This is a genomic window from Flavobacterium sp. 2755 (genome assembly GCF_031455715.1).
Lineage (GTDB): Bacteria > Bacteroidota > Bacteroidia > Flavobacteriales > Flavobacteriaceae > Flavobacterium.
In genome coordinates, this window is sequence record NZ_JAVDTG010000002.1 from 101,230 (window position 1) to 125,042 (window position 23,813).

Here is a 23,813-nt window from a genome sequence, read left to right on the forward strand (position 1 = left end):
ATTATGGCAAGTACAAGAGCAGCAATTCGTTATGCAAAAGCAATTCTAGACTTAGCAAACTCTAAAGGTGTTGCCGAAGCTGTCAATAACGATATGAAGTCAATTGCTTTGGCAATTGAGACAAATGCAGAATTGAGTACCTTTATTCAAAACCCAACTACAAAAGTTGAAGTTAAGGAAAGTGCTCTTTTAGAAGTTTTCGCAAATGTAAATGGCGTAACCAAAGGTTTATTTCATTTATTATTTGAAAACAAAAGATTTGAAATTCTAGAAGCAATTGCAGTAGAATACAGCAAATTATTTGATCAAAGTAATGGTATTGAAGTAGCAAAAGTTACAACTGCAATTCCTATGGATGCTGCATTAGAAGCTAAAGTTTTAGCTAAAATTGCAACTTTGTCAGATAAAAAAATTACAATTGAAAATATCGTAGATCCTTCTATCATAGGTGGATTTATTTTAAGAATAGGTGATAATCAATACAATGCATCTGTTGCAAACAGATTACAAGTATTAAAAAGAGAGTTAAGTAATTAGTTTTATTACACATAAAAAGTGTCTAAATTATAAATTAAGATGGCGGAAATCAAACCTGCTGAAATTTCAGCAATATTAAGAAAGCAAGTAGAAGGTTTTGAATCTGGTGCTACGCTAGAGGAAGTAGGAACAGTACTTCAAGTTGGAGACGGTATTGCTCGTATTTACGGGTTATCGAATGTACAATATGGTGAGTTAGTTGAATTTGATAACGGACTTGAAGCTATTGTATTGAACCTTGAAGAAGACAATGTTGGTGTGGTACTTTTAGGACCATCAACAGGAATCAAAGAAGGATCAACAGCAAAAAGAACACAACGTATTGCTTCTCTTAAAGTAGGTGAGCAAATGGTAGGACGTGTTGTTAACACTCTTGGTTTTCCAATTGATGGAAAAGGACCAATTGGTGGGGACTTATACGAAATGCCTTTAGAAAGAAAAGCTCCAGGAGTTATCTTCCGTCAGCCAGTTACTGAGCCATTACAAACAGGAGTAAAAGCAGTAGATGCTATGATCCCGGTTGGACGTGGACAACGTGAGCTTGTTATCGGTGACCGTCAAACAGGTAAATCAACTGTTTGTATCGATACAATCTTAAATCAAAAAGAATTTTACGATGCAGGAAAACCTGTATTCTGTATATATGTTGCAATTGGACAAAAAGCTTCAACTGTAGCAGGAATCGCAAAAATGTTAGAAGAAAAAGGAGCAATGGCTTATACAGTTATCGTTGCTGCAAATGCTTCTGACCCAGCTCCAATGCAAGTTTACGCTCCTTTCGCAGGTGCTGCAATTGGAGAATACTTTAGAGATTCAGGTCGTCCTGCACTTATTGTGTATGATGATTTATCTAAACAAGCTGTTGCTTACCGTGAGGTTTCTCTTTTATTAAGAAGACCACCGGGACGTGAGGCTTACCCTGGAGACGTTTTCTACTTGCACTCTCGTTTATTAGAGCGTGCTTGTAAAGTAATTGCTGATGACGGAATTGCTAAAAACATGAACGACTTACCAGATTCTATCAAGTCTATCGTAAAAGGTGGTGGTTCATTGACTGCTTTACCAATTATCGAAACTCAGGCTGGTGACGTTTCTGCATATATCCCAACAAACGTAATCTCGATTACAGATGGTCAGATTTTCCTTGATGGAGATTTGTTCAACTCTGGAGTTCGTCCGGCTATTAACGTAGGTATTTCTGTATCTCGTGTTGGAGGTAATGCTCAAATTAAATCAATGAAAAAAGTTTCAGGAACTTTAAAATTAGATCAAGCTCAATTCCGTGAATTAGAAGCGTTTGCTAAATTTGGTTCTGACTTAGATTCTGTTACTCTAAACGTAATTGAAAAAGGAAAAAGAAACGTTGAGATCTTGAAACAAGGTTTAAATGATCCTTATACAGTTGAAAACCAAGTAGCAATTATCTACGCTGGTTCTAAAAACTTATTAAGAAACGTTCCTGTAAATAAAGTAAAAGAATTTGAAGCGGATTTCTTAGCTTACTTAAACAGTAAACATAAAGATACGCTTAACGCGTTGAAAGCTGGTAAATTAGATGACAACATTACTGATGTTATCGAAAAAGCAGCAAAAGAAATTTCAGCAAAATATATCTAATTAGATAATTCGTAAATTAGATAATTAGAAAGCTCTTCAAAGACTTTTTAATTATCTAATTTTCAAATTGTCACATTTTTTTAATCGACAAATGGCAAATTTAAAGGAAATACGTAATAGAATTACTTCCGTTTCATCGACGATGCAAATTACATCGGCAATGAAAATGGTTTCTGCAGCAAAGCTTAAGAAAGCACAAGATGCAATCACAGCAATGCGCCCGTATGCCGAGAAATTAACGGAGTTGTTGCAAAATCTTTCTGCTACACTTGAAGGTGAAGTAGGAGGTGATTACACAACACAACGTGAAGTAAAAAAAGTATTGCTTGTGGCTATAACTTCAAATAGAGGTTTATGTGGTGCATTCAATTCAAATGTTATTAAAGAAATTAAAAACCGTACTGCCTTTTACGCCGGAAAACAAGTTGATATTTTTCCTATTGGTAAAAAAGGAAATGATGTTTTAAGTAAAACGTATAAAGTTCACGGTCATCATAATGCAATTTTTGATCATTTAACTTTTGAAAACGTTGGTCATATCGCAGATAATTTGACTGAAAAATTCTTATCTGGAGAATATGATAGAATCGAATTAATTTACAATCAATTTAAAAATGCTGCAACTCAAATTGTTCAAACGGAGCAGTTTTTGCCTTTAGCACCTATTAAAACTGATGTCGCAGTTTCTGCGGGAGATTATATTTTCGAACCTTCAAAAGAAGAAATTGTTTTGACTTTAATTCCGAAGTCTTTAAAAACACAATTATACAAAGGTATTCGTGATTCATTTGCTTCTGAGCACGGAGCGCGTATGACAGCAATGCACAAAGCAACTGACAACGCAACAGAATTAAGAAACCAATTGAAATTAACTTACAACAAAGCACGTCAAGCTGCAATTACAAATGAAATCTTAGAGATCGTTGGTGGAGCAGAAGCTTTGAATGGATAATTAATTCATAAATATATAAAAAAGCCAGCAAATTTTGCTGGCTTTTTTTTTGAAAAATATTGAATTTGTATTCTTAAGCTATTTATTTTTTGTAAGAACAATAAAACCAGTTTTAGTCGTTTTTATTGTTGCTTTTTTTAGAAGTAATGATGCATTATATCCTATTTTATATCCCCTATTTTTTGAAACCTACCTTCGATTTTCCTTATTCTTTTAGGAATATTTAAAGCTTTTTTTAACAATCATTCCCGCTCTTATTTTAAATTATTGTAATATATTATTTCTAATTATGGTTTAATTTGAAAGAAAAACTTTATAATTTAATTTAAAAGTATATTTTTGTCTTTTATTAATTCATCTTCAATTAATCAATTATATAATTGGAGCGAAAGAAAAGTAAGTAATAATGACAAACGATAGTTTTAATTGGAAGAAGCTCTTTATTAATGAAGAACAGAGCGATAATGAACAATCTGAATTTGTAAGAGAAAAAGACGCGTCATTAAACTCAAACAATCAATTTCCTGTTTAAAGCGAAGAAAAATATAATTCAAATTCGCCAAATCCTTTTCTAAATGAGATTCTTGATGTTTATGAAAAAGGTTTTGATTCTTTGAATCTTGCTGGTTTCGATTTCTTCGAAATGTATAAATCTGTTCTTGCTGTTGGAAGTTCGAATGCGCAAAGTTATCAAATGGCTTATACGATGGGTAAATCTTTAAATTCAGATTTAACAAAAGAATATCTTTTAGAAAAAGGAAATTTTTATATCACTGAAATTGAAAAGGTTTATGAAAAGTATAATGTTATAGGTAAAGCAAAAAAAAAGGAATTAGACAGTACGATCACACAAGAAAAATATAATCTTTCCAAAAGTGTTTCTGAACTAGAAACTAAAATTGCTGAATTGCAAAAAGAACTTGAATCTAAAAAAATGGAACTTCAAAAAATGGATCCGAATAATGAGAAACAGCTTTTAGAAATTCAGCTGAAAATAGAAGCCAACGATTTAGCTAGGCAGAAAATTTTATCGTCAATAAATACTGTAATTACAGGAATCAACCAATATTTATAGAAACATGGATAAGTACGAACAAGAAAAAAGTACACTTTTATCATTACCAATATTAAAACACTTTGATGAATCAAAGGGCGAAATAGCTTTAAAAACAGCAGATCTTAAAAAAGGAGAAAAAGGATTATTTCTCGCTTTGGCAATAGGCCTGTTGGGAATGGGAGGTTATTTAGTGTGGACTTATATTATTCCTCCATTATTTACCATGCTCGGACAAGCTATAGCATTATCTGCTACAGGTATTTTCCTGGTTTTTTTAGTAATGATGGCACCAGTTATAATGAAAGCACTTCGTTTTACTACAAAAAAAATTCACAAAGCTTTAATTCAAAGTGATCCTTTTAATGAATTGGAAGAGCAAAAGCAAAAAATGATTAAAAACCGTGAGGTTTTTAAAAATACAAAAGCCAAGCTAAAAGGACTGAAAAATGATATGGAAATAGAAGCTAATAAATCTGAAAAAGAAGCAAAATCTTTTCAGGATGATGTTTTGAGTTTACAGCGTCAGTCAGAAAAATTAAAATCGGCGATGGATGAGATGGTGAAAGTAAATGGCCTCGCTGCTAAGGACACTGATGAATATGTGGCTTTGCAAAGTGAGTTAGCTAAAAAACTAAGTGAATCTCAAAGAATCTCGACACAATATGAACAAAGTAAAAGTTTTATTCAGAAGTATGGAGTAAGAGCGAACGTCCTTGGAAAAATGGATAGGAAATTAACTTTGGCAGGAACAGCAATCGATATCAAAATTGCAGATTTTGATGCCACGGTTAAAATGCTTCAAAAAGAATATGAATTTGCAAAGAATGCCAGAGAAGCAACAGAAAGCGCAAAAAGCGCTATGATGTTTACAAAGGATTGGGAATTAGAATATGCTTTAGAAGTGGTGACATCAACAATTGCTCAGGATATTGCTAAAACATCTGAAAACTTAATTGATATTGATGCTTTGACTTCTAAATACTCTGTTGATAATGATGAGCTCTATTCAAGATTAGATTCATTGGCAGATGAAATTAAAACTGGAAATAACACAATTCCGGATTCTACAAAATATTCTGGTCCAAATTATAAAATGACGAAGGAAGATAAATTGTCAAGCGGCGGCTTTGGTGATATTTTTTAATAACGAATAAATAAAATTCAAATATATAATGGGAAAAATTTTAAGAACACAAAAGTTAACTACATTTTCAGAATTGCTGATTGTCATTGTAGCAATTGGAGTTGTTTTAGGAGGAATTTATTATTTATCTCCGGGAATCAAAACGGCTGTGTCAAAACAATTAAGCGGTATTGATCTTAACCAAATGGACGTTAATAATGTAACTAATGCCGAAAAAATTGCACTTCCATCTAAAGAGGTTTCTACAGAAGTTACTAATAAACCATTAGTAAGAATTGCGGCTTATGCGTGGAATGCTCAATCTGGAATTATTGTTTCTAACGGAGGTCCAAAAACTACAAAAGGTTCTTTGATGGAAAAAAATGGAGTAAATCTTGAAATTCTTCGTCAGGATTGGCTTTCGGAATTACGTAATATGCAAATGAAATTTATTGAAGAATTTGATAAAGGAGAAACTTATCCAAATTCAAATAAAAGTGCTTTTGCTATTATGATGATGGGAGACGGCGCGCCGTTTTATATCAGCTCTATGCAAAAATCACTAAATGAAAAATATGGAAAAAATAAATACCATGTACAAGTTTTAGGTGTTGTTGGAATGAGTAATGGAGAAGATAAATTGATTGGACCGCCAAATTGGAAATCTGATCCAAAATCAATGAAAGGTTCTGTTATTTCTGCCGTTCTTGGAGATGGAGACTGGGTTACAACAGTAAATTATTGTTTTGCAAATGGTTTAAAAGTAAATCCAGACCCAACTACTTATGATGCTGAAGCTGTAAATATTTATCCATCTGAAAATGATGATTATATCAAATCTGCTGAAGAATTGATTAAATCTCAAACAACAGGCTGGACCGTAACGCTTAAAGAAGTTGTAAATGGTAAGTTGACTGGAAAATCTGTAAACAGAAAAATTGACGGCTGTGCGACTTGGACCCCAGGTGATAAAACTGTTTTTGACAGGCTTTCGGGTTTTGTAGATATTGTTTCTACGAAAGAATTTAATAATCAAATGCCAACCGTAATTATTGGAGTAAAAGAATGGGCAGAAAAAAACCCTGAAATTGTTTCAAACATTTTGAAATCGGCACTTACAGCTTCAAACCAAATGAAAAATTATGAAGACTGGAAAGTAAGAGCTTCGCAGGCAGTTGCAGATACATATCAAATTGAAACGCCGGAATATTGGTATAAAATGTTTAAAGGTCAGCAAGAAACTAAAAATGGATTAACCTATAATATGGGAGGTTCTAAAGTATTTAATTATGCTGATGCAATGCAGTACTTTGGTTTATCTGATGGAGTTAACAGATATAAATCTGTATACAATCAGGTTTCTGGATATTTGACAGAATTGAATCCGTTTGGATTTAATGAAAATGTGGGAACTCCTGTTTCTTATGATGAAGCAGTGAATTTATTTTTCCTGAAAAACATTAATGATATTGAGTCAACTTCTGCAGATAAAGCAGATTATAGTAATAAAGCGACTGAAGTTGTGGCTTCAGGAGAATGGAAAATTAACTTTAATACAGGAAGTGCCGAAATTTCAAGTTCATCAAGCAAAGAAGTAGAAAGAATTTATAATCTGTTAGTTCAGGCAGAAAACACAAAACTTACAGTGGTTGGACATACAGATAACGTTGGAAATCCAGATGCCAATCTAGCATTATCAAAAAGCAGAGCTGAAGCAGTTGTAAATTATTTAAAACAAAAAGGAATCCCTGCAAGTCGTTTTCAAATGGTTGACGGAAAAGGTCAAAGTGATCCTGTTGCCGATAATAATTCTGCTTCTGGAAAAGCATTAAACAGAAGAGTTGTAATTACTTTCTTAAAATAAAAATTAAATATAGAAGGCTGTCTTATGATGGCCTTCTTCTATAATTATGATAAAATATTTTATTCCTTTTGAAAAATTATCAAAAATCAACAGCACCTTTATTGTAATGGCATGGCTGGTGCTTTTGATAGCGATTTGGTTTATAGCAACATCCGGGCAAAAACATCTTTTTCCTTCTCCGAGTCAGGTATTAACTGGATTTACAGAATTGTATAAAGAAGGTTTGGTAGTGCATATTTTTAATTCTCTAAAACTGTGTTTTGTCTCTATTTTTTTAGCAACACTAATATCATTGTTATTTGCTTATTTATGGCCGATACCATTATTAAAACCAGTATCTGAATTTATAACTAAATTTAGGTTTTTGCCATTTACCGGTCTTTCATTTTATATTACAATGGTTATTCACGAAGCGAGAATGATGCAAGTCTGGATTTTAGTTATTTTCCTGACTACATTTTTAACAACGTCATTAATTGCAGTCGTTAAAGACATTCCGCAGGAAGAATTTGACCATGCCAAAATGCTGAAATGTACACGTTGGGAAGTACTTTGGCAGGTTATTATTTTAGGAAGACTAGATTATGTGATTGATGTAATCAGACAAAATTTAGCCATAACTTGGATGATGTTGGTTACAGTAGAATCTATTGTAGTGGCTTCTGGTGGATTGGGTTTTTTAATTAAAAATTCTGATAAATTCATGAATACTGGCCGTATCATTGCATTGCAGATCATCATTTTATTAATTGGTTTAGGATTAGATTCAGGAATCAACTTTTTGAGAAAAGCACTATTTAGATATTCAAAAATATAAGTATGAAATATGAATTTAAAGAAACGCTTTTATATGTAGAAAATCTTAGCGTTGCATACGATGATAACATCATTATTAAAGATATAAATATTATAGAAAAAGATGTAGTGCGGGATGAAAGTGATTGTACAGGACAAGTTCTGGCTTTTGTTGGAAGATCAGGCCGTGGAAAATCTACTTTTTTTAAAGCACTTACAGGATTAGTACCTGCGAGTTCAGGAAAAATTTTAATTAAAGATTTTGAAAATCCTGCACCCAACATGGCCAAAACAATTCACGAAGGCGACATTGGTTTTGTAGATCAAAAATATACTTTGTTTAGACATAAAACAGTTCGGGAAGCGCTTAAATTTTCTTTAAGAAAAACGAATCTTTCAAATAGTGATAAAGACGAAAAAATTAATCAGTATTTAAAGGAATGGGGCTTAGTGAATTGTGCCGATAAATATCCTAATGAACTTTCTGGTGGACAAAGGCAAAGAACAGCAATTATTGAACAATTATTTTCATCTGATCAATTTATCGTTTTAGATGAACCTTTTTCAGGTCTTGATGTTGGAAATATAGAAGAAGTAAAAAAAGCATTTGAATTACTTGGAAATTCTTCGGAATTCAATACCGTTATTTTTTCTACACATGATATTGAACTGGCTTTAGAACTGGCGCAGGTAATTTATGTTATAGGATATCCAACCGTAAATGGAGTACAGCAATCCTATGGAACAATTGTAGCCAAATATGATCTTAGAGAAATGGGATTAGCCTGGACAGAATATTGCGAAGATCATTTAAAATTATCAAAAGAAATTATTCATCAAATGATGATTTCTTAAAATAGTATGCAATGAAAAAAAATCCGATCTCGATTATAGAAGATTCATTTCTGTCTTTAAAAAAATATTTAGAGTTAAATATAAATGATAATGAAGCCGTTTTTACGGCTTCATTTATTAAAAAGCTCCACAACGAAACAACCAATATTCTTGAAATTTGCGATGTATTAAATCAGGATCGAGATTTTATTGTAAAAATAAACGAATGTAAAAGCAATGGATTTCAAGGAAAATTATTGAAAACAGAACATTTTTTTCTGGCAGATTTCATTACGCTTTTTAAAATCGAAATGAAGCAAAACGAGAAAGCACAATTTGTAATGGCTTATTACTATGATGTTTTACGAAATAAACATTTTGCAGATAAAGATTCGTCAGATGTATTAAATCAGTTGATTTATTCAAATGAATTTAAAGAAAGCTTTCAAAATATTATTCAGGAAAATACCGTTATCCCGGCAAAAGAGATGAAACATCAGTATTTTTTGTTAGAACAATTAAATGATACAAAGCAGGAAGAAATAATCAAAAAATATAAAAACTTTATTGAATATGCCTTTGATAAAAAAGTTACTGATATAGAAAAATTCAAAGAATTTTTTGGAATAAAATCTAATTCTGAATTTGAAAAAAATAATGCAATAAGTGAAGTTTTAGAAGATGATACATTAGAAAAAGTACTTCAGGAATTAAACGGATTGATAGGTCTTGATGAAGTTAAAAAAGATATTGAAGAGCTTATCAATTTATTAGAAATCCAAAAAAAGAGATCAAAAGAAGGATTAAAGAATATTGAAATAACATTACATACTGTTTTCCTTGGATCTCCAGGAACAGGTAAAACAACTGTTGCGAGATTGTTAAGCAGAATTTTTAAACATTTAGGTTTTTTATCTAAAGGACAATTATACGAAACCGATAGAGAAGGTCTTATTGCCGGATATGTTGGGCAAACAGCCACGAAGGTAAACAATGTAGTAAACTCAAGCATTGGCGGTGTACTATTTATAGACGAAGCGTATGCCTTAACACAAAATTCGCTGGGGAATGATTATGGATCTGAAGCCGTAAATATATTGCTGAAAAGAATGGAAGATAACCGAAAAGATTTGGCAGTTGTAGCAGCAGGATATACAGAACCAATGAAAATTTTTATAGAATCAAATCCCGGATTAAGATCCCGTTTTAATAGATATTTTTATTTTAAAGATTTTACGCCTAATGAATTGTATGAAATTTTTGAATCGTTTTGTGTGAAATCTGATTTCATAATTTCTATTGATGCTAAAGAAAAACTAAAAGATACTTTTGAATTATTGTATAGAGATAAAACCGAAAGTTTTGGGAATGCCAGATTAGTGCGAAATATATTTGAAAAATGTGTACAAAATCAAGCAAATAGAATTATAACTTTGAAAGAATTAAACAGCGACACTTTGAAAACATTAATAGATGATGATATTCCGGAATTAAAAGAAATTGAATATAATTTTGATTCCTGATATAAAAAAATAGCCGACAAATATTTGTCGGCTATTTTTTTTGGAAGTTTTTTCTTTTTTAAGAATATCATCTATAAACAAGAAAATTTATAAAATGGTGATTCTCAATTTACCCAAAATTGAGAATCCATACCATTTTATAAAATTATTGACACAGATTTTATCACTCTGTAGCTTTGTCTTTCATGGGAACAAACTAGCTTTATAAATCCCAATGCTCTGTTTTTTTAAGGGTTACATTTCAGCAGAATCAATCCCTGTGCTTTGTCTTTTATGGGAACAAACTAGCTTTATTAGTCCCATTGCTCTGTTTTTATTAGGGTTACATTTCAGCAGAATCAATCCCTTGTGCTTTGTCTTTTATGGGAACAAACAAGCTTTATCAGTCCCAGTGCTTCCTTTTTTATAAGGGTTGTATTTAGCTTTCTCAATCCCTGTGAAACAAATTTAGGAAAATACGGTTTAAAAAAAGTTACATAATTTTCAGCCTTAATTTACATATTTCACATGTTAGTGTGTTGTTAATTATATAACTTGCTTAAAAAAAATAATTAATTTTGAGGTCTATATCTATCACAATGGCTTTACAAATACGCGAATTTACTACGATTGACGAAATGGTGACTCAAATTGACACCATTCGATTTCTATATCCTAATATAACTTTAGAAAAATACCAATCCTTTCTTTCTGAGATGGTTCCGCATAATTATATTCAGATTGGAGTTTTTGAAAACGAAGTTTGTCTGGGTATTACAGGCTGTTGGTCAGCAACAAAATTATGGACAGGAAAATATCTCGAAATTGACAATTTTGTGGTAAATCCTGAATATCGTTCTAAAGGAATTGGAAAAATGCTTACCGATTATATTGAACAAAAAGCACTTGATTTAGGATGCAGCAGTATTGTTTTGGATGCTTTTTCGGGAAATTTTGGCGCGCACAGATTTTATTACAATCAAGGATATGGCCCAAAAGGTTTTCATTTTGTGAAAGTTTTAGACGAAAATAAATTAACAGATTAAAATTGTCGCTAAGTTTTTTTATTGAACCGTCAAAAGGACTAATAAAACCAAAGAATTGGTTATTTTTGTTTTTTGAACTTTATTACTAATTATTTTGGGATTATATAAAAATCTATTCAAACAAACTGCAATTTATGGACTGGCAACCGTTTTACCGCGAATGCTCAGTTTTTTATTGGTCAGATTATATACAGGTATTTTACCGACTGCCGAATATGGCGAAGTTTCGATTGTTTTGTCTTGGATGGTTTTCTTTAACGTAGTGCTTTCTTACGGAATGGAAACAGCATTCTTTAGATTTTACAGTGCCGAAGAAGACAAGAAAAATGTAATTGCAACTTCAACAATATCAATATTTTGGTCGTCAATTGGGTTCTTGTTTGCGGCTTTAATTTTTAGGAATACGTTGGCAAACTGGGCCGAAGTTGATGCACAATACATTACCTATTCTGTTTGGATTTTAGTTTTAGACGCATTGGTTTTAGTACCATTTTCAAAATTAAGAGCAAATCAAAGACCAATGGTTTATGCTGCGATTAAAATTGGAAACGTGATAATTAATTTACTGCTGAATATTTTCTTTTTATTGTATCTGCCAAAATTAGCGGCTTCACATCCTAATTCCGTTTGGGATAATTTATATGTAGAAAATTTCCAAATTGCCTATATTTTCATCGCTAATCTGTTGGCAAGTTTAGCAACGTTCATCGTACTTTCTCCAAATTATCTTTCACTTGGACGAAAATTCGATCCCGTACTTTGGAAAAAAATGATGAAATATGGTCTGCCAATTTTAGTTGCCGGACTGGCATTTGCAGTTAATGAACATTTCGATAAAATTTTATTAGGATATTTACTTCCAGAAAATCTTGCAAAATCAGAAGTTGGAGCATATTCTGCCTGTTATAAACTAGGTTTATTTATGGTTTTGTTTGCAACCGCTTTTAGATTAGGGATTGAACCTTTCTTTTTCAGCCATGCAAAAAACGAAAATGCACCGCAGACTTATGCCGTAATTACAAAATATTTTGTGATTCTGGGTTCACTGATTTTATTAGGAGTTATCGTTTTTGCAGACATTCTTAAATATCTTTTATTAGACAATAAATCCTATTGGGAAGCCATGAAAGTGGTACCGTTAATTATTCTGGCAAACTTCTTTTTAGGAATTTACAACAACTTATCGGTTTGGTATAAACTAACAGATCAAACAAGAATTGGAGCCTATATTTCAATTGTTGGAGCAATCGTAACTTTGGTTTTAAATTACTTTTTAATTCCAAAATACAGTTATTACGGATCTGCAATTGCAACTATTTCTGCTTACGGAAGCATGATGTTAATATCGTATGTTTTAGGAAACAAATATTATCCTATTCCATATGACATGAATAAAATTTCGGCTTATTTAGGAATCTCAATTTTATTTTCTGCTATTTCTTTTTATGGATTTAGAGAAAATTATTTTGTTGGAATTCCGTTATTATTAGGCTTTATGTACTTTGTTTATCACAACGAAAAAGACACAATTAAAGGAATAATGAACAGAAAGTAAAAGTGCTTTTTTAATCTTTTATAATAAAAATGAAAATACAAATTATCAATAAATCACAACACGATTTACCAAATTACGAAACAATTGCTTCTGCAGGGATGGACTTGCGTGCCAATATTACAGAACCAATTACGTTAAAACCTTTAGAAAGAACAATTGTAAAAACAGGACTTTTTATTGAATTACCAATTGGTTACGAAGCACAGGTTAGACCAAGAAGCGGACTGGCAGCAAAAAAAGGAGTTACAGTTTTAAATTCTCCGGGAACTGTCGATGCAGATTACAGAGGTGAAATAGGTGTGATCTTGGTAAATTTATCAAATGAAGAATTTGTAATTGAAAACGGAGAAAGAATTGCACAATTAATTATTGCCAAACACGAAAGAGCAGAATGGATTGAAGTGGAAGAATTAACAGAAACTTCAAGAGGAGCAGGCGGATTTGGAAGTACTGGAGTAAAGTAGTTTTCAGTCTCAGTTGACAGCCCTTTACTGTATTTAAAACTTGAACTAACCAAACAAACGAAGGTTTTAGGATCTTCCCACATAAAATAAAATTAGATGAGAATAATCGTTCCAATGGCAGGTCGTGGATCAAGACTTCGCCCACATACATTAACAGTACCAAAACCATTAATTCCGGTTGCGGGAAAATCTATCGTTCACCGTTTAGTAGAAGATATCGCTAAAATATTAAAACAGCCTATAGAAGAAGTGGCATTTATTCTTGGAGATGAAGCGTTTTTTGGAGATGACGTTGTTACAAGTCTGCAGGATTTAGCACAAGGTTTAGGAGCAAAAGCTTCAATCTATCGTCAGGATTTACCTTTAGGAACCGGGCATGCGATTATGTGTGCAAAAGAGTCTTTATCAGGACCAGCGGTTATCGCTTATGCAGATACTTTAATCAGAGCCGATTTCGAATTAGATCCATCTGCCGATGCTGTGATTTGGGTAAAACAGGTTGATCAGCCGGAAGCTTTTGGAGTTGTAAAATTAAATCCAAATAATGAAATTATAGAATTGGTTGAAAAACCAAAAGAGTTTGTTAGTGATTTGGCTGTTATCGGAATTTATTATTTTAAAGAAGTTGGAGATCTGAAAAAAGAACTTCAGGAAGTTTTAGATAATAACATTCAAAATGGCGGTGAATACCAAATCAACGACGGTATTAAAGCGATGATGGCAAACGGTAAAGTTTTTAAAACCGGAAGTGTTGACGAATGGATGGACTGCGGAAACAAAGATGTTACTGTTGAAACGAACAGCAGAATGTTAGGATTTTTACACAATGACGGAGAACATTTAGTAGATTATAATGTAACGCTTGAAAATTCAACAATTATTCCTCCATGTTATATTGGCGAAAATGTAGTGTTGAAAAACACCACAGTTGGACCAAATGTTTCAATAGGAAAAGGCTGCCATGTAACCGACAGTTCTATTAAAAATAGCTTAATACAAACTAATTCTCAAATAAAAAATGCTAACTTAGATAATGCAATGATTGGAAATCATGTTAGTTATGATGGAAAATTCACAAGTATCAGCATTGGAGATTATTCGGTTTTAGAATAAAAATGAAATCGTAAAAAGATGAAAAAAAGGATTTTGATAATTTTATTTTTTGCTTTACTAAGCAATTCAGCTTCGGTTTTCGCGCAAACGGAACCAGAAGATATTGCTTTGGCACCAGATGAATATCAAGATGCTTTTTACGAATCTTTGAAACAAAAAGGAATCGAAAATTACGATAAAGCAATAGCATCTTTAGAAAAATGCATCAAAATCAAACCTTCTGATGCTGTCGCTTATTTTGAAGTTGGAAAAAATTACCTGGCACTAAAAGAATATCAAAATGCCCAAAATGCATTTGAAAAAGCCACGCAGTTAAATCCAAAAAACAAATGGTACTGGCTGGGAATTTACGACGTAAGTTACGAAACCAAAAATTACGCTCTGGCAATAGAAACGATTCAGAAAATTATTGTTTTTGATGAAGAATATAAAGACGATCTGATTTCGTTATACATGCTGACAAATCAATACGATAAAGCTCTTGTTGCTATTAATGAAATGAACGATAAATTCGGAAAATCTGAAGATCGTGATCGTTATAAAACGCAAATTTTATCGCAGGGAAAATATCAAAATGCAGAGATTTCAAATTTAATTGAGCAGATTAAAAAGAACCCAAAAGAAGAATCAAATTATGTCAATCTGATTTTTCTATATTCAAAATCTGATGAAACAGAGAAAGCTGTTGATGTTGCAAAACAACTGGCAAAAGAACTTCCAGATTCTGAATGGGGACAGGTAAGTTTGTTCAAAAGTTATTTAGATGCAAATCAGGCAGACAAAGCCATTAAGTCGATGAATGTAATTTTGTCAAGTTCAAAAATTGATTCAAAAATCAAACATCGAACTTTAAATGAGTTTTTGATTTATGTGAATAAAAATCCGCAATATGGAGCAGATTTAGAAAAAGCCATTTCTTATTTTGACAATGATAAAGAAGTTGATGTTGCTAAAGAAATTGGAAAATTTTATCACAGTAAAAACCAGTTTGAAAACGCCATTAAATATTATGAAAAAGATTTAATGACTAATTCAGATACAGATCGTGAAACGAATCTGCTTTTGCTTGAAGCTTATACACAAGCAAAACAATTTGCGCCAATGACAAAAAGAGCCATGACGATGATTGAAGTTTATCCAAGCCAGCCGCAATTTTATTATTATGCAGGTTTGGGAAGCAATCAGTTACAGCAATTTAAAAACGCAAAAACCGTTTTAGAAATGGGACTTGATTATGTTGTTGATGATAAAAAATTAGAGGCAAATTTTAATATTCAATTGGGAGAGGCATATAATGGATTAGGAGATGCTAAGAAAAAAGAGGAATACTTTTTGAAGGCAAATGAATTATTAAAAAAGAAGTAAGGAGAAATTAAGATGAAAAAATATATTATAATAATATTAATGTCGGCTTTTATGATTTCGTGTAAATCAAAAGCCGTTGCTGTTCAAAACAATAATACTACCGAAGTTGTTGCGAAAAAAGACAATAAAGCAATTGAAAAACATTACGAAAACAAACTAGATTTTTCGACCTTAAATATAAGAGCCAGCGCGAGATATGAAGACGAAAAACAAAGTCAGAATGTTACAGCCGATATAAAAATCGAGAAAGATAAACAGATTTTAATAAGTGTTAAATTCCTGGGAATTACAATGGCAAAAGCGTTGATAACTCCAACGTCTGTAAGTTATTACGAAAAAATAAAAGGTACTTATTATGAAGGTGATTTTAGCAGTTTGAGCGAATGGCTTGGAACTGACCTGGATTATAATAAAGTTCAGAATTTATTAATTGGAGAAGCTTTTGATGATTTACGAAAAGGAGAGTATACACAGACAATTGTAGAAAATCTTATTCGTTTAGAAGATCAAAAAAGCCAAAAGATTCAAAAAGCATTTTATTTAGATCCTGAAAAATATCTAGTACAAAAAGAACAGATTTCTCAGTCGGCTGAAAATATAAAGCTAGAAATCAATTATTCAGATACTAAAACTTTCAGTCAGGGAACTATTCCAACAACATTGGTAATTAATGCATTGCAGCCAAAAGGAACAACGAATATTAATTTGAATTATAACAATATATCATTTAACGAAGAACTTTCTTTTCCGTATAGTGTGCCAAGCGGTTATAAAAAAGTTTTAATTAAGTAAATTTGTAAAAAGAAAAATAGAAAGATGCCAAAATTTCTCCTAAGCCTAATTTTTGTTTGCGCCACGACTTTTGTCTGGGCACAAGATTCGCAGCAAGAAAAACTTGAACAACGCAAAGCGCAGATTCTTCAGGAAATAAAAGACAACGAAAAAATGCTGCAGTCTGTAAGGAAAAAAGAAAAATCAGCAGTGAATGAATATTTAATTCAGGCAAATAAAATTAAGCTTAAAGAAAAGCTGATCAATACAACAGCAAAACAGGAAAGAATTTTAAGCAACGACATGTATATTAATCAGGTTCAGGTTAATAAACTGAAAAAAGAACTGGCGGTTTTAAAAGAAGATTATGCAAAAATGATTTTGAAATCGTATAAAAGCCGTTCTGAGCAAAGCCGTGCGATGTTTATTTTATCTTCAGAAAGTTTTTTACAAGCCTACAAAAGAGCACAATATTTAAAACAATATACAAATTTTAGAAAAAACCAAGGTCTAGAAATTCAGTCTAAAACCGCGCAACTAGTTGATTTTAATGCCAAATTAGACGGGCAGAGAAAGGTTAAGAAAAAAATTATTGTTGAAAACGAAAAAGAAAAACAAAGTTTAGAAGTAGAGAAAAAAGAACAGCAAAAGCTTGTTAACGCAATTAAAAAAGATAAAAACAGAATTGCTTCTGATATTAAAGCAAAACAAAGCGAATCAAAAAGAATTGACAGACAAATTGATCGTTTGATTCGTGAAGCAATTGCCGAAGCAAACAGAAAAGCGGCACTTGAAAAAGCTAAAGAAAATCCTGGGTCTAATGCAACTGTAAAACCAGTTTCATCTTCTAAAATCGCAATGACGCCAGAAGATAAAGTTTTAGCAGCCGATTTTAAAGCCAATAAAGGAAGACTGCCTTGGCCGGTAGAAAAAGGATTTATTTCGTTAGGTTATGGAGATCAGCAGCATCCGCTTTATCCAGATATTAAAGTTCATAATTCAGGAGTTGAAATTACGACCGAAGATGGTGCAAATGCAAGATCTGTTTTTGCCGGTGAAGTTTTCAGTGTAATGGTTTTATCTCCGGTAAATACGGTAGTTATGATCCAGCACGGAGATTACTTTAGCGTTTACCAAAACCTGAGCAAAGTATTTGTAAGCAAAGGAGAAAAAGTTTCGATCAAACAAAATATTGGAAAAGTAAGAACCAGCGGTGATAGCGGAAAAACGGTTATCAAATTCTTGATTCTTCAAAATACAACCAATACCGATCCTGAAAATTGGTTGCAAAACAGATAATAAAAAGGGAGCTATTTAGGCTCCCTTTTTTATTTAATCATATTGTTCTAAAAAATATTTAATAACATCAGTTGTTGTTACAATCCCTTTCAGTTCTCCGTTGTCTACAACCGGAAGAGCGTGAAATTCTTCTTTTACAAATGTCGATGCTAGATCTTTAATAATAGTTTCAGAAGAAAGAGTTTTAGGTTTTGATGTCATAACCTGAGAAATCGTCAGCATATCTAAAATAGCTTCATCGATACCTTCCTGCCCTTCAAACAAAGCACCAAAAGTAAGACGATTCACATCTGTACGGCTGATAATACCCACAACTTCTTTGCCGTTTACAACAGGAATATGTCGAATAGAATTCGATTTTAGTTTTTCTACTACTTTTCTTAAATCGTCATTTTGATTTACAGTCACCACGGTTTTAGTCATGATGTGACTAATTGGTTCTCTTTTTTTCATAATAGATCAGTTTTATATTTATATCAAATATGTAGAATAATTCTGATAAATAACATGACCTTTATCAGCTTTTAAAACAATTAAAAACTCGATATAGAGATACTTTTTTGAGGGTAATACATTGAAAAGTATAGCGAAATTTCAATAATAATTCTTTACTTAATTTGAAATTGCAATGAATGAATTTAAAAATAGTATTTTTGCACTATGGAAACAAATAGACAGAAAAAAATAGGCAGTGTCATCCAAAAAGATTTGGTTGATATTCTGCAAGGTGAAGTGCGAAAAAATGGAGTTAGCAATTTGGTAATTTCAGTATCCAAAGTTAGTGTAACCTCAGATTTATCTGTGGCAACAGTATATTTAAGCATTTTTCCTCAAGAAAAAGCAAAGGAAACTTTAGAAGGAATAAAATCAAATACAACTTTAATCAAACATGATTTGTCGCAGCGCGTTCGTCTTCAATTGCGTCGTGTGCCAAATTTGGTTTTCTTTATCGATGACTCATTAGATTATATCGAAAAAATTGACAATGCATTAGCAAACAGAGAAAACCCAATTGAAAACCGTGATCTTTTAGAAAAAAGAAGAAAATCATAAATTGAATTTCCCATTTTACATAGCCAAACGTTATCTTTTCAGCCTTAGTAAAAATAACGCGATCAATATCATCAATTTAATTGCCAGTATGGGAATTATTGTTGGTACAATGGCTTTGTTTGTGGTTTTATCTGTTTTTAGCGGATTAAAAGTTTTCAGTCTTTCGTTTACAAATGAGATTGATCCGGATTTAAAAATGACAAGTACGTACGGAAAATCATTTTTAATTTCACCCCAGCAAGAAAAAGAGCTGAAAGAAATTAACGGTGTTGCCTGCTACACCAAAATTATTGAAGAAAGAGTTTTGTTTTTATTTAAAGACAAGCAGCGCGTTACTTATTTAAAAGGTGTTGACAGTATCTACCCGGTTGTAAACAATATTAAAGTAAAACTTTTTAACGGACAATGGCTAAAACCAGATTCGTATCAAGTTGTTATTGGTTACGGAATTGCACAGGATTTTTCGCTGGGAATTCTTGATTTTGAAAACCCGCTGCAGATATTTGCTCCAAAACCAGGAAAAGGAGCAATCGACAATCCCGAAGAAGCATTTAATAAAACTGATGTTTTACCCGTTGGAATTTACTCAATCAGCGAAGATTTAGATTCGAAATATGTTTTTGCAGATTTAGGTTTAACACAGGAATTATTGATGTATAAGCCAAATCAAATTTCGGGAATCGAATTCAGGTTAAAACCAAACGCAGACGAAAATGCGGTGAATGCTCAGATTAAAAAGATTTTTAATAATAAAGTCACTATAAAAAATAGAGAGCAATTGAATGAGTCTTTATATAAAATGCTCAACACCGAAAATATTGCTGTTTATTTAATTTTTACGCTTGTAATTATTGTGGCACTTTTCAATTTGATTGGCGCTTTAATAATGATGATTTTAGATAAGAGAGCAAATTTAAAAACCCTTTTTAATCTGGGAACAGAAATAAACAGTTTGAGAAGAATTTTCATTCTGCAAGGAACTTTACTCACTGTTTTTGGAGGTTTGATAGGACTTTATTACGGGATTATATTAGTCACATTACAGCAAAAATATGAGCTGATAATGATCACGCCAACGCTGGCTTACCCAGTTGTTTTTACACTCGAAAATGTTGTAATCGTAATGACAACAATTGTTTCCCTAGGATTCGTGGCATCACTTATTGCCAGCAGCCGTGTAAGTAAAAAATTATTAGATTAATATTTTCTTTCAAAATATTACTTATATTTACCGCCTTGAAAATTCACAGCATATGATAGTTTCTGCCTAATCCTATTTTATTTTTAAGAATAATTAGGATACTTACGTTTTTTACTTTTCAGTTCAGATAAACACATCTGGACCAATTTTATCATTTATCCTAATATATCATGACAGAAACAACTATACAAAAAAGTTTTTTTTCTAAATTTTTTACCACTTTAAAACAAGCCTTAAAAGGCGACGAATCATTTGATTATACTGCCGGAAGTATAAAGAAAGCCGTAATTCTATTAGCCATTCCAATGGTTTTAGAAATGATGATGGAATCGGTTTTTGCTTTAGTCGATTTATATTTTGTCGGACATTTGGAGCATAGCAGTTTTGCTATTCAAACGGTTGGTTTGACCGAATCTGTTTTGACTATTATATATTCTCTTGCAATAGGAATGAGTATGGCGGCAACAGCAGTTGTAGCAAGACGTATTGGAGAAAAAGATCCAGTCGCTGCAGCAAAAGCCGGAATGCAGGCCATAATTGTAGCATTTGCTGTTAACGCTGTCCTGAGTGTTTTGGGAATTATCTATGCAAAAGATATTCTGCTTTTGATGGGCGCTTCTGTTGATGCTGCCGAACACGGTTTCAGATTCACACAAATTATGATTGGCTCAAGTTTATGCATTATGCTTTTATTCTTGATTAACGGAATTTTCCGTGGAGCTGGAAATGCAGCAATTGCAATGAAAAGTCTTTGGATTGCCAACATTTGCAATATTATTTTATGTCCGATTTTAATTAACGGTTTTGGACCAATTCCTGCTTTTGGTTTAGTTGGAGCTGCCTTGGCAACAACTTTAGGAAGAAGTATTGGGGTTTTATACCAGGTTTATCATTTGTTTTCTGGAAACGGAATTTTAAAAATTAAAATAGCGTATTTCGCTCCAGACTTTAAACAAATAAAAGCTTTGGTTAAAATAGCTGCACCGGGAATTTTACAATTCGTAATTGCATCATGCAGTTGGATTTTCTTAGCACAATTAGTCGCAACAACTGGTGGAGACCACGGTTCTGCAGGATATCAAACAGCACTTAGAATTATGATGTTTTTTATTCTTCCAGCTTGGGGATTGAGTAATGCTGCGGCAACTTTGGTTGGACAGAATTTAGGAGCAAAACAAATTGAACGTGCCGAAAAATCGGTTTATACAACAGCAAGATATAACGTAATTTTCATGGCCACAATTATGATTATTACTTTAGGCTTTGGCCAATATATCATTTCATTTTTCACGAATGATGAAGCTGTAAAAACAATTGCTGTCGAAGCATTGCAAATCATGAGCATCGGATTTATCTTTTACGGAATCGGGATGGTTTTGATCAATACTTTCAACGGAGCGGGAGATACCTGGACACCAACCGGAATTAATTTCTTCGGTTTTTGGCTGTTCCAAATTCCACTGGCTTTTGTATTGGCCAAACATTTCAATATGGGACCAACCGGAGTTTTCATAGCAATTCCCGTTGCAGAAACCGCTATAACTTTAGCAGGAATCTTTTTCTATAAAAGAGGAAAGTGGAAAAGAGTTCAAGTGTAATAAAAATAAAAAGGCCTTCAATATTGAAGGTTTTTTTATTTGTAAGAAATTTATATTAAATTTGTTTCTTTGTTTTTTATTGAATTTAATATTTTATGATTAAAATTAACTTAGAAAATACCTTTGAAGCTAAATACGTAAGTCCAAATTTTGATCAATATATTTTTGAATCTCTATTAAAAGATAGTACAATAATTCAGCTTAAAGTTAAGTTTACCAATATTGCAGAATCCTTATTACCCAATGTTTATAATTTAGCTTTTGGTCCATTTGATGTAAATGGAAAAATTAATGATTCTATAAATCTTAAACACAATGATAGTAATAAAGTTTTCTCGACAATTATTTTGTTTTCGATAACTTTTTTAAAAAATAATCCTCATACTTCAATTGGCATTGATGGCTCAGATGATTTACGAGCCAATCTATATCATCGAATGTTTAGATATAATTACAAAGATTTAAAAGATTTTTTAGTGATTATCGGAGTAGATTGGTACGTGAGATTACTGCGAAATGGCACAATTGAATTAGATAATAATGGATCGGCGTTTTTTAAGCCAAAACCAGAATCGTTTGATTTTCAAAGAAAAACTAACGATCTTTATAGATACTATATGTTTAATTTAAATCAATAATGTTTAAATTTGCTTTATGAAAGATTCTATTCAAAATAAGATTAATAAAATTCAGGAAATTGCTTTAGCTTCTGCTTCTGACAAAAACATTGCTGATCACAGAGATGTTACAGAATCAAATTATAGCGATAATTTGACTAAATCAATTCGAAATAAAAAAGAAGCTGAACTATTTTTTTCTGAGTTAAAATCAGCTATTGATCTAGCTAAAAGAAATTCAACAAGAAATATTTTAGAATAAAAATATATAAAAAAAGACCTTCGATCGAAGGTCTTTTTTGTATTTCAGTTTTTTGTCAAAGTTCAAAACTTTGACAAAGATTATATTTTAAACAAATTCATATCCAGCATAAACCTGTTCGATTTCTTTCATAATCGCAAACAAATCTTCTGGAGCATCAGTCGTAACTAATTTCTGTTTGAATTCTTTAAAAGAATGAATACCTTTAAAATAGTTGGTATAATGACGACGCATTTCTACAATTCCTAAACGCTCGCCTTTCCAATCCATTGACCATTGCAAATGATTTCTCGCAGCTTCAACACGATCAATAACCGTTGGAGCAGGTAAGTGTTCACCCGTTTTAAAATAATGCTTGATTTCATTAAAAATCCACGGATAACCAATCGCTGCGCGGCCAATCATGATACCGTCAATTCCGTATTCATTTTTATATTTTAATGCTTTTTCGGGACTGTCGATATCGCCGTTTCCAAAAATAGGCATTGTAATTCTTGGATTATTTTTTACTCTTGCAATGTGTGACCAGTCAGAATGGCCTTTGTACATTTGAGCACGAGTTCTGGCGTGAATCGTCAAAGCCTGAACACCAATATCCTGAAGTCTTTCGGCAACTTCATCAATATTAATAGAACTTTCGTCCCAGCCTAAACGCGTTTTTACTGTAACAGGTAAATCTGTCCCTTTGATAACGGCTTGCGTCAAACGCACCATCAAATCAACATCTTTTAAAACCCCAGCTCCAGCACCTTTACAAACTACTTTTTTTACCGGACATCCAAAATTGATATCCACTAAATCAGGTTTTACAGTAGAAACAATTTTAGAAGACATCTCCATTGCTTCTTCATCACCGCCAAAAATCTGAATTCCAACTGGACGTTCGTAATCAAAAATATCCAGTTTCATGCGGCTTTTTATAGCATCACGAATTAATCCTTCCGACGAAATAAATTCAGAATACATCATGTCAGCGCCATGCGTTTTGCATAATCTGCGAAACGGCGGATCACTAACATCTTCCATCGGTGCGAGTAATAAAGGAAATTCGGGTAATTCTATGTTGCCAATCTTGACCATCTTCATAATTTTTTGCAAAATTACAACATTTAGTTTAATTCACAGAAAAACATTCAAGAAGCTGAAAATAAACCATATAAGTGATATAAGTTCATTTAAAAGATTGCG

At 32.3% G+C, this 23,813-nt stretch carries 24 protein-coding genes; 22 read left to right on the forward strand and 2 right to left on the reverse strand.

Annotated elements, in window-relative coordinates:
- Nucleotides 1-3 precede the first annotated feature (3 nt).
- The 17 genes from atpH to J2Y38_RS04295 all read left to right on the forward strand — a co-directional run bounded on the left by atpH (nucleotide 4) and on the right by J2Y38_RS04295 (nucleotide 17,894).
- Nucleotides 4-537, forward strand: coding sequence for an ATP synthase F1 subunit delta (atpH, locus tag J2Y38_RS04215; protein ID WP_180857024.1), 534 nt, complete (start codon nucleotides 4-6; stop codon nucleotides 535-537).
- A 39-nt stretch (nucleotides 538-576) separates the two neighbouring features.
- Nucleotides 577-2,154, forward strand: a complete 1,578-nt coding sequence (gene atpA, locus J2Y38_RS04220) for a F0F1 ATP synthase subunit alpha (protein ID WP_065451758.1) — start codon at nucleotides 577-579, stop codon at nucleotides 2,152-2,154.
- Nucleotides 2,155-2,245: 91 nt separating this feature from the next.
- Nucleotides 2,246-3,106: an ATP synthase F1 subunit gamma gene (gene atpG / locus J2Y38_RS04225; protein WP_309839880.1), complete on the forward strand. Its 861-nt coding sequence runs from the start codon at nucleotides 2,246-2,248 to the stop codon at nucleotides 3,104-3,106.
- Nucleotides 3,107-3,512: 406 nt separating this feature from the next.
- Nucleotides 3,513-3,638, forward strand: coding sequence for a hypothetical protein (locus J2Y38_RS04230; protein WP_309839882.1), 126 nt, complete (start codon nucleotides 3,513-3,515; stop codon nucleotides 3,636-3,638).
- Nucleotides 3,639-3,749: 111 nt separating this feature from the next.
- Nucleotides 3,750-4,181 carry a hypothetical protein gene (locus J2Y38_RS04235; RefSeq protein WP_309839884.1) on the forward strand — a complete coding sequence of 144 codons (432 nt, stop codon included), beginning with the start codon at nucleotides 3,750-3,752 and terminating at the stop codon, nucleotides 4,179-4,181.
- Nucleotides 4,182-4,185: 4 nt separating this feature from the next.
- Entirely contained in the window at nucleotides 4,186-5,307 is a 1,122-nt protein-coding gene (locus J2Y38_RS04240) for a hypothetical protein (protein ID WP_309839885.1), read from the forward strand.
- Between the two features lie 28 nt (nucleotides 5,308-5,335).
- On the forward strand, nucleotides 5,336-7,150 hold the full coding sequence (locus J2Y38_RS04245) for a phosphate ABC transporter substrate-binding/OmpA family protein (RefSeq protein ID WP_309839887.1): 1,815 nt from the start codon (nucleotides 5,336-5,338) through the stop codon (nucleotides 7,148-7,150).
- A 46-nt stretch (nucleotides 7,151-7,196) separates the two neighbouring features.
- Nucleotides 7,197-7,967, forward strand: a complete 771-nt coding sequence (locus J2Y38_RS04250; RefSeq protein WP_309839889.1) for a hypothetical protein — start codon at nucleotides 7,197-7,199, stop codon at nucleotides 7,965-7,967.
- 2 nt (nucleotides 7,968-7,969) lie between these two features.
- The gene (locus J2Y38_RS04255) at nucleotides 7,970-8,800 is read left to right on the forward strand and encodes an ATP-binding cassette domain-containing protein (RefSeq protein WP_309839891.1); all 831 of its coding nucleotides are present in this window, start codon (nucleotides 7,970-7,972) and stop codon (nucleotides 8,798-8,800) included.
- 11 nt (nucleotides 8,801-8,811) lie between these two features.
- Nucleotides 8,812-10,302, forward strand: a complete 1,491-nt coding sequence (locus J2Y38_RS04260; protein WP_309839893.1) for an AAA family ATPase — start codon at nucleotides 8,812-8,814, stop codon at nucleotides 10,300-10,302.
- A 578-nt stretch (nucleotides 10,303-10,880) separates the two neighbouring features.
- Nucleotides 10,881-11,327 carry a GNAT family N-acetyltransferase gene (locus tag J2Y38_RS04265; protein ID WP_309839895.1) on the forward strand — a complete coding sequence of 149 codons (447 nt, stop codon included), beginning with the start codon at nucleotides 10,881-10,883 and terminating at the stop codon, nucleotides 11,325-11,327.
- A 94-nt stretch (nucleotides 11,328-11,421) separates the two neighbouring features.
- Nucleotides 11,422-12,882, forward strand: a complete 1,461-nt coding sequence (locus J2Y38_RS04270; protein ID WP_309839897.1) for an oligosaccharide flippase family protein — start codon at nucleotides 11,422-11,424, stop codon at nucleotides 12,880-12,882.
- Nucleotides 12,883-12,911: 29 nt separating this feature from the next.
- On the forward strand, nucleotides 12,912-13,346 hold the full coding sequence (dut, locus tag J2Y38_RS04275; RefSeq protein WP_053472973.1) for a dUTP diphosphatase: 435 nt from the start codon (nucleotides 12,912-12,914) through the stop codon (nucleotides 13,344-13,346).
- 96 nt (nucleotides 13,347-13,442) lie between these two features.
- Complete coding sequence (locus J2Y38_RS04280) at nucleotides 13,443-14,459, forward strand: sugar phosphate nucleotidyltransferase (RefSeq protein WP_309839900.1); 1,017 nt, start codon at nucleotides 13,443-13,445, stop codon at nucleotides 14,457-14,459.
- 18 nt (nucleotides 14,460-14,477) lie between these two features.
- Complete coding sequence (locus J2Y38_RS04285) at nucleotides 14,478-15,824, forward strand: tetratricopeptide repeat protein (RefSeq protein ID WP_309839902.1); 1,347 nt, start codon at nucleotides 14,478-14,480, stop codon at nucleotides 15,822-15,824.
- A gap of 12 nt (nucleotides 15,825-15,836) precedes the next feature.
- On the forward strand, nucleotides 15,837-16,616 hold the full coding sequence (locus J2Y38_RS04290; protein ID WP_309839904.1) for a DUF4292 domain-containing protein: 780 nt from the start codon (nucleotides 15,837-15,839) through the stop codon (nucleotides 16,614-16,616).
- A gap of 24 nt (nucleotides 16,617-16,640) precedes the next feature.
- Nucleotides 16,641-17,894, forward strand: a complete 1,254-nt coding sequence (locus J2Y38_RS04295; protein WP_053472969.1) for a murein hydrolase activator EnvC — start codon at nucleotides 16,641-16,643, stop codon at nucleotides 17,892-17,894.
- Between the two features lie 33 nt (nucleotides 17,895-17,927).
- On the opposite strand, the gene J2Y38_RS04300 is transcribed toward J2Y38_RS04295, so the two are convergent.
- Entirely contained in the window at nucleotides 17,928-18,347 is a 420-nt protein-coding gene (locus tag J2Y38_RS04300) for a CBS domain-containing protein (protein ID WP_309839906.1), read from the reverse strand.
- Between the two features lie 207 nt (nucleotides 18,348-18,554).
- Here J2Y38_RS04300 and rbfA point away from each other — a divergent pair, with 207 nt between their 5' ends.
- The 5 genes from rbfA (at nucleotide 18,555) to J2Y38_RS04325 (ending at nucleotide 22,625) form a co-directional block, all read left to right on the forward strand.
- A complete protein-coding gene (gene rbfA, locus J2Y38_RS04305; protein ID WP_053472967.1) occupies nucleotides 18,555-18,947 on the forward strand; it encodes a 30S ribosome-binding factor RbfA in 393 nt (130 codons plus the stop codon).
- A 1-nt stretch (nucleotide 18,948) separates the two neighbouring features.
- Nucleotides 18,949-20,148, forward strand: a complete 1,200-nt coding sequence (locus J2Y38_RS04310) for an ABC transporter permease (protein ID WP_309839908.1) — start codon at nucleotides 18,949-18,951, stop codon at nucleotides 20,146-20,148.
- A 170-nt stretch (nucleotides 20,149-20,318) separates the two neighbouring features.
- Nucleotides 20,319-21,746 (forward strand): MATE family efflux transporter, encoded by a 1,428-nt coding sequence (locus J2Y38_RS04315; RefSeq protein ID WP_309839910.1) that lies wholly within the window; start codon nucleotides 20,319-20,321, stop codon nucleotides 21,744-21,746.
- 95 nt (nucleotides 21,747-21,841) lie between these two features.
- Entirely contained in the window at nucleotides 21,842-22,384 is a 543-nt protein-coding gene (locus J2Y38_RS04320; RefSeq protein WP_309839911.1) for a DUF6934 family protein, read from the forward strand.
- Nucleotides 22,385-22,400: 16 nt separating this feature from the next.
- Entirely contained in the window at nucleotides 22,401-22,625 is a 225-nt protein-coding gene (locus J2Y38_RS04325; protein ID WP_309839913.1) for a hypothetical protein, read from the forward strand.
- Nucleotides 22,626-22,712: 87 nt separating this feature from the next.
- Here J2Y38_RS04325 and dusB read toward each other — a convergent pair whose 3' ends face one another.
- A complete protein-coding gene (gene dusB / locus J2Y38_RS04330) occupies nucleotides 22,713-23,705 on the reverse strand; it encodes a tRNA dihydrouridine synthase DusB (protein WP_180857035.1) in 993 nt (330 codons plus the stop codon).
- Nucleotides 23,706-23,813 lie beyond the last annotated feature (108 nt).